Annotated in this window: 4 protein-coding genes and 2 pseudogenes; all 6 read left to right on the top strand. The window is 37.1% G+C overall.

Annotated elements, in window-relative coordinates:
• Positions 1-488 (top strand): annotated as a pseudogene (locus LJE08_RS12740) (carbamoyl-phosphate synthase large subunit); the annotation flags it as partial.
• Position 489: 1 nt separating this feature from the next.
• Entirely contained in the window at positions 490-1,215 is a 726-nt protein-coding gene (locus tag LJE08_RS12735) for a dihydroorotate dehydrogenase electron transfer subunit (protein ID WP_227403416.1), read from the top strand.
• A complete protein-coding gene (locus LJE08_RS12730) occupies positions 1,215-2,123 on the top strand; it encodes a dihydroorotate dehydrogenase (RefSeq protein WP_222621033.1) in 909 nt (302 codons plus the stop codon). Before LJE08_RS12735 ends, LJE08_RS12730 begins: the two co-directional genes overlap by 1 nt.
• A complete protein-coding gene (gene pyrF / locus LJE08_RS12725; protein WP_117926750.1) occupies positions 2,123-2,821 on the top strand; it encodes an orotidine-5'-phosphate decarboxylase in 699 nt (232 codons plus the stop codon). The genes LJE08_RS12730 and pyrF overlap by 1 nt, the downstream gene beginning before the upstream one ends.
• A gap of 259 nt (positions 2,822-3,080) precedes the next feature.
• Positions 3,081-4,160 (top strand): glutamine-hydrolyzing carbamoyl-phosphate synthase small subunit, encoded by a 1,080-nt coding sequence (carA, locus tag LJE08_RS12720; RefSeq protein WP_227403417.1) that lies wholly within the window; start codon positions 3,081-3,083, stop codon positions 4,158-4,160.
• Positions 4,153-4,726, top strand: a pseudogene (locus tag LJE08_RS12715) (carbamoyl-phosphate synthase large subunit); the annotation flags it as partial. The gene carA and the pseudogene LJE08_RS12715, both read left to right, overlap by 8 nt.

Here is a 4,726-nt window from a genome sequence, read left to right as displayed (position 1 = left end):
AAATGAAATCTACAGGTGAGGCTTTGGGTAGTGATGTAAACTTAGAAAAAGCATTATATAAAGCATTGGTTGCCAGTGGTGTGAGTGTTCCAACACATGGAAATGTATTAATGACAATTGATGATGAAAATAAACAAGAAGCATTAGAATTGGCGAGACGTTTCGCAAATATCGGATATGGAATCTATGCGACGAAGGGAACGGCAGATCTATTTGAAAAAGAAGGATTGTATGTTCACCGTGCTAGCAAGATTGAAACAGAAGATGGTAAAAACGTTCTAGACATTATTCGTAATGGACGTGTAAACTTTGTCATCAACACAATGTCTAATAAGAAGAACACAAGTGCCGATGGATTCTTGATTCGTCGTGTATCTGCAGAAAATAACATTTCTTGCATGACAAGTTTAGATACAGCGAATGCATTGGTGAAAGTTTTAGAGTCATTGAGTTTCTCAATGGTTTCTATGAATGAAATGGGGAAATAGTATGCAGGAATTTGCGAAGATTCTATCGAATGTCAAAATCGCAAATGATATTTGGAAGATGGAATTGAAAACAGGCTTAGCTAAAACAGCTAAGCCTGGTCAATTCATTGAAATCACAGTTCCAGGTTTCTATTTGCGAAGACCCATATCGATTAGTGAAATTAAGGAAGATGTTTTAGTCATTATCTACAAGGTGCTTGGTGAAGGTACTTTACAAATGACTGAACTTGAAGGAAAATTAGATATCTTTGGTCCTTTAGGAAATGGGTTTCCAATTGAAGATAAAGAAGAAGTTTTGTTGATTGGTGGAGGTGTTGGTGTACCACCACTATATGAAACAGCCAAACAATATTTAAGTAAAGATGCACGTGTAACTGTAGTATTAGGTGCAAATGATGCCGGTAGCGTATTCTATGTGGATGAATTTAAGGCTTTAGGATGCGATGTATATGTCGCAACCATGGATGGTTCATTGGGTACAAAGGGGACGGCATTGGATGCGATCAAAGAAAACAATGTGACATGTCCATTTGTGCTTAGCTGTGGACCTTTACCTATGTTAAAGGCAATCAACGAACAATATAGTGAAGGCTATATTTCATTAGAAGCTCGTATGGCATGTGGTCTAGGTGCTTGTATGGGATGTGTTGTGAAAGATGTAGAAGGACATTCATTACGTGTATGTAAAGATGGTCCTGTATTTGAAATGAGAAAGGTGGCTTTATAATGGATATTTCAGTAAAACTACCTGGATTAAATTTAAAAAATCCAATTATTCCAGCTAGTGGATGTTTTGGATTTGGTAAAGAATATGCCGAACTATATGATTTGAGTGTATTAGGTGGTATTGCCATTAAATCGGCTACGCCACAAGAGCGTTTTGGAAATCCTACACCAAGAATTGCCGAAACTCCAATGGGAATGTTGAATGCGATTGGGCTACAAAATAAGGGCGTAGATTCAATTATCAAAAACGAACTTCCATTCCTTGCACAGTATGATACAGAAATCATGGCCAATGTGGCGGGTGCATGTGAAGAAGATTATGTAGAGGTTATCAAGAAATTAAATGATCAGCCAGTAATCAAGGCTTATGAATTAAATATTTCTTGTCCTAATGTAAAACATGGTGGTATTGGTTTGGGAACGAAACCTGAGCTTGCAGCACATGTGACAAAGATTTGTAAGGATGCAGCTACAAAACCTGTATATGTGAAGCTTTCACCAAATGTAACAAATATTGTAGAAATTGCCGAAGCCGTTGAAGAAGCCGGTGCAGATGGCATTGTATTGATCAATACTTTAATGGGTATGCGCATCAATTTGAAGACGGGAAAACCATTACTTGCCAATGTAACAGGTGGTCTTTCTGGTCCTGCCATTAAGCCAGTTGCCTTAAGAATGGTATATCAAGTGGCACAAGCTGTAAATATTCCAATCATTGGTGTTGGTGGAATTACTTGTGCAGAAGATGTATTGGAATTCTTAAATGCTGGGGCAAGTGCTGTTGAAGTGGGGGCCCAAAACTTTGTGGATCCTTATGTATGTCCAAAAATCATTGAGGATCTTCCAAAAGTATTAGAGAAATATGGATATAAGAATATTGAAGAAGCAGTTGGAAGGAGTTTTAAATAATGAGTAAGACAATTGTAGCACTAGATTTTTCTAGCAAAGAAGAAGTTGTAGATTTCTTAAAACAATTTGATGAACCTGTATATGTAAAGATTGGTATGGAATTAACATATGCGTGTGGTTTAGAAATGGTAAAAACAGTGAAGGAAATGGGGCACCATATTTTCTTAGACTTGAAATTGCATGATATTCCCAACACAGTTAAGGGTGGAATGAAAAACTTAGCGAACTTAGGTGTAGATATTGTCAATGTACACTGTGCTGGTGGTATTGCGATGATGAAGGCTGCCATTGATGGTTTGAATGAAGGGGCTAAAGATGGAAAACGTCCTATGTGTATCGGTGTAACTCAGCTTACTAGTACTTCTAAAGAAGCTATGAATAACGAATTAGGAATTCCAGGTGAAGTGATTGATTGTGTTATTAGATATGCGAAGAATGCCAAAGAAGCAGGCTTAGATGGTGTTGTATGTTCCGTACATGAAGCTAAGGCGATTCACGAAGCTTGTGGAGAAGACTTCTTAACAGTTACTCCTGGTATTCGTTTGGCAAGTGATTCTAAAGATGATCAAAAACGTGTTGCCACTCCAGCATTTGCGAAAGAACAAGGTTGTGATTATATCGTAGTGGGTCGTTCAATTACTAAGAGTGCAAACCCTGTTGAAACATACAAGGAAATTGAAGCAACTATGTCAAAATAAGGTGTGAGAAATCGCATCTTTTTTTACTTTTTTATTGAAATTTTCATGATTTGTGGTAGTATACTAAACAGAAAAAATATAGCGATTTTTTTAAAGGAGGATATCTATGATCAAGAACCCAGTTTTATTTATGAAAAAAACGTCAGTGGTTGAGATGAATAGTATTCTTCGTAGTGCTATACTTTTTAATGGTTCCATTTAAAGATTGGCAATGTATTGTTTGCTAATCTTTTTTTTGAGTAAATAACAGAAAGGACAAATTATGGAAAGACTTTTGATTTTAGAGGATGGAAGTGTATATCGCGGAACAGCGTTTGGTAGTGACAACTTCCAAATTGGTGAATTGGTATTTAATACGTCAATGACGGGTTATCAAGAAATTTTAACAGATAATTCATATTGTGGGCAAATTGTAATGATGACATATCCATTGATTGGTAACTATGGAATCAATCGTGATGACAATGAAAGCATGGTTCCATGTGTATTTGGATTTGTCGTTAAGGACTATTGTGAATTTCCAAGCAATTTCAGATGTTCAGAAACATTAGATGATTTCTTAAAACGCGAAAATATTCCAGGTATTTATGATATTGATACACGTGAAATCACAATGAAGATTCGTAACGTAGGTACCATGAAGGCAGTTATGGCTGATGTGGATGCCAATGTAGATGCGATAGTTGCTGGTTTAAAAGCCGCTGATTTTTTACATGATCAAGTGGCTCGTGTTTCGACAAATAAAGTATTCCCAATCCCAAATCGTGGTAAGAAAGTTGTATTGATGGATTTTGGGGCAAAATTAGGTATTGTTCGTGAACTATCAAAACGTGGATGCGATTTAGTGATTGTTCCATATGATACACCAGCAAGCACAATCTTATCTTATCGTCCAGATGGCGTTATGTTGTCGAATGGTCCTGGTGATCCTACCGATGTAAAAGTCGCTATTGAAACGATTAAAGAATTGATTCCTCAAACGGTTGTATTTGGAATTTGTCTAGGTCATCAGTTGATATCTTTGGCTTGTGGTGCAAAAACATATAAATTGAAATTTGGACACCGTGGAGCTAACCATCCTGTAGTTAATCTTTCAACAGGTAAAGTAGAAATTACTTCTCAAAACCATGGTTTTGCGGTAGATACTGATAGCTTGAAGGATACGCGCTTGGAAATGACACACCAAGCATTAAACGATAAAAGCTGTGAGGGTGTTCGTCATAAAGACTATCCTTGTTTTGCGGTGCAATATCATCCAGAAGCAAGTGCAGGACCTGAAGATTCTCGTTACTTGTTTGATCAATTTATTGAATTAATGGAGGAGAATAAAAATGCCTAAACGTACAGATATCAAAAAAATCTTAGTTATCGGATCTGGTCCAATTATCATTGGTCAGGCAGCTGAATTTGATTATGCCGGAAGTCAGGCATGTCAATCTCTTCGGGAAGAAGGTTATGAAGTTATTTTAATTAACTCAAACCCTGCCACAATCATGACAGATACTGCCATTGCGGATCGTGTTTATATTGAACCTTTGACTGTAGATTTCGCAAAACGCGTTATTTATAAAGAAAGACCCGATGCCATTTTAGGATCATTAGGTGGTCAAACAGGATTAAACCTAGTTGTAGAATTACATGAAGATGGAATCTTAGATGAGTTTGGTGTAGAAATTTTAGGTACAGACCTACATGCAATCAATCGTGCAGAAGATCGTGAATTGTTCCGATCTTTAATGCAGGAAATCAACGAGCCAGTACCAGAAAGTATGATTGTTCATACAGTAGAAGAAGCTGTTGAATTCGCAAACCGCGAAGGATATCCATTAGTTGTTCGTCCAGCTTATACACTTGGTGGAACGGGTGGAGGTTTCGCCGATGATGAGGCTGAACTTCGTGAAATTT

Origin of the sequence: Holdemanella sp. DFI.5.55, from assembly GCF_020593575.1 — a bacterium.
In the GTDB taxonomy this organism is placed as follows: domain Bacteria; phylum Bacillota_I; class Bacilli_A; order Erysipelotrichales; family Erysipelotrichaceae; genus Holdemanella; species Holdemanella hominis.
This window is presented reverse-complemented; position numbering and strand designations above follow the sequence as displayed.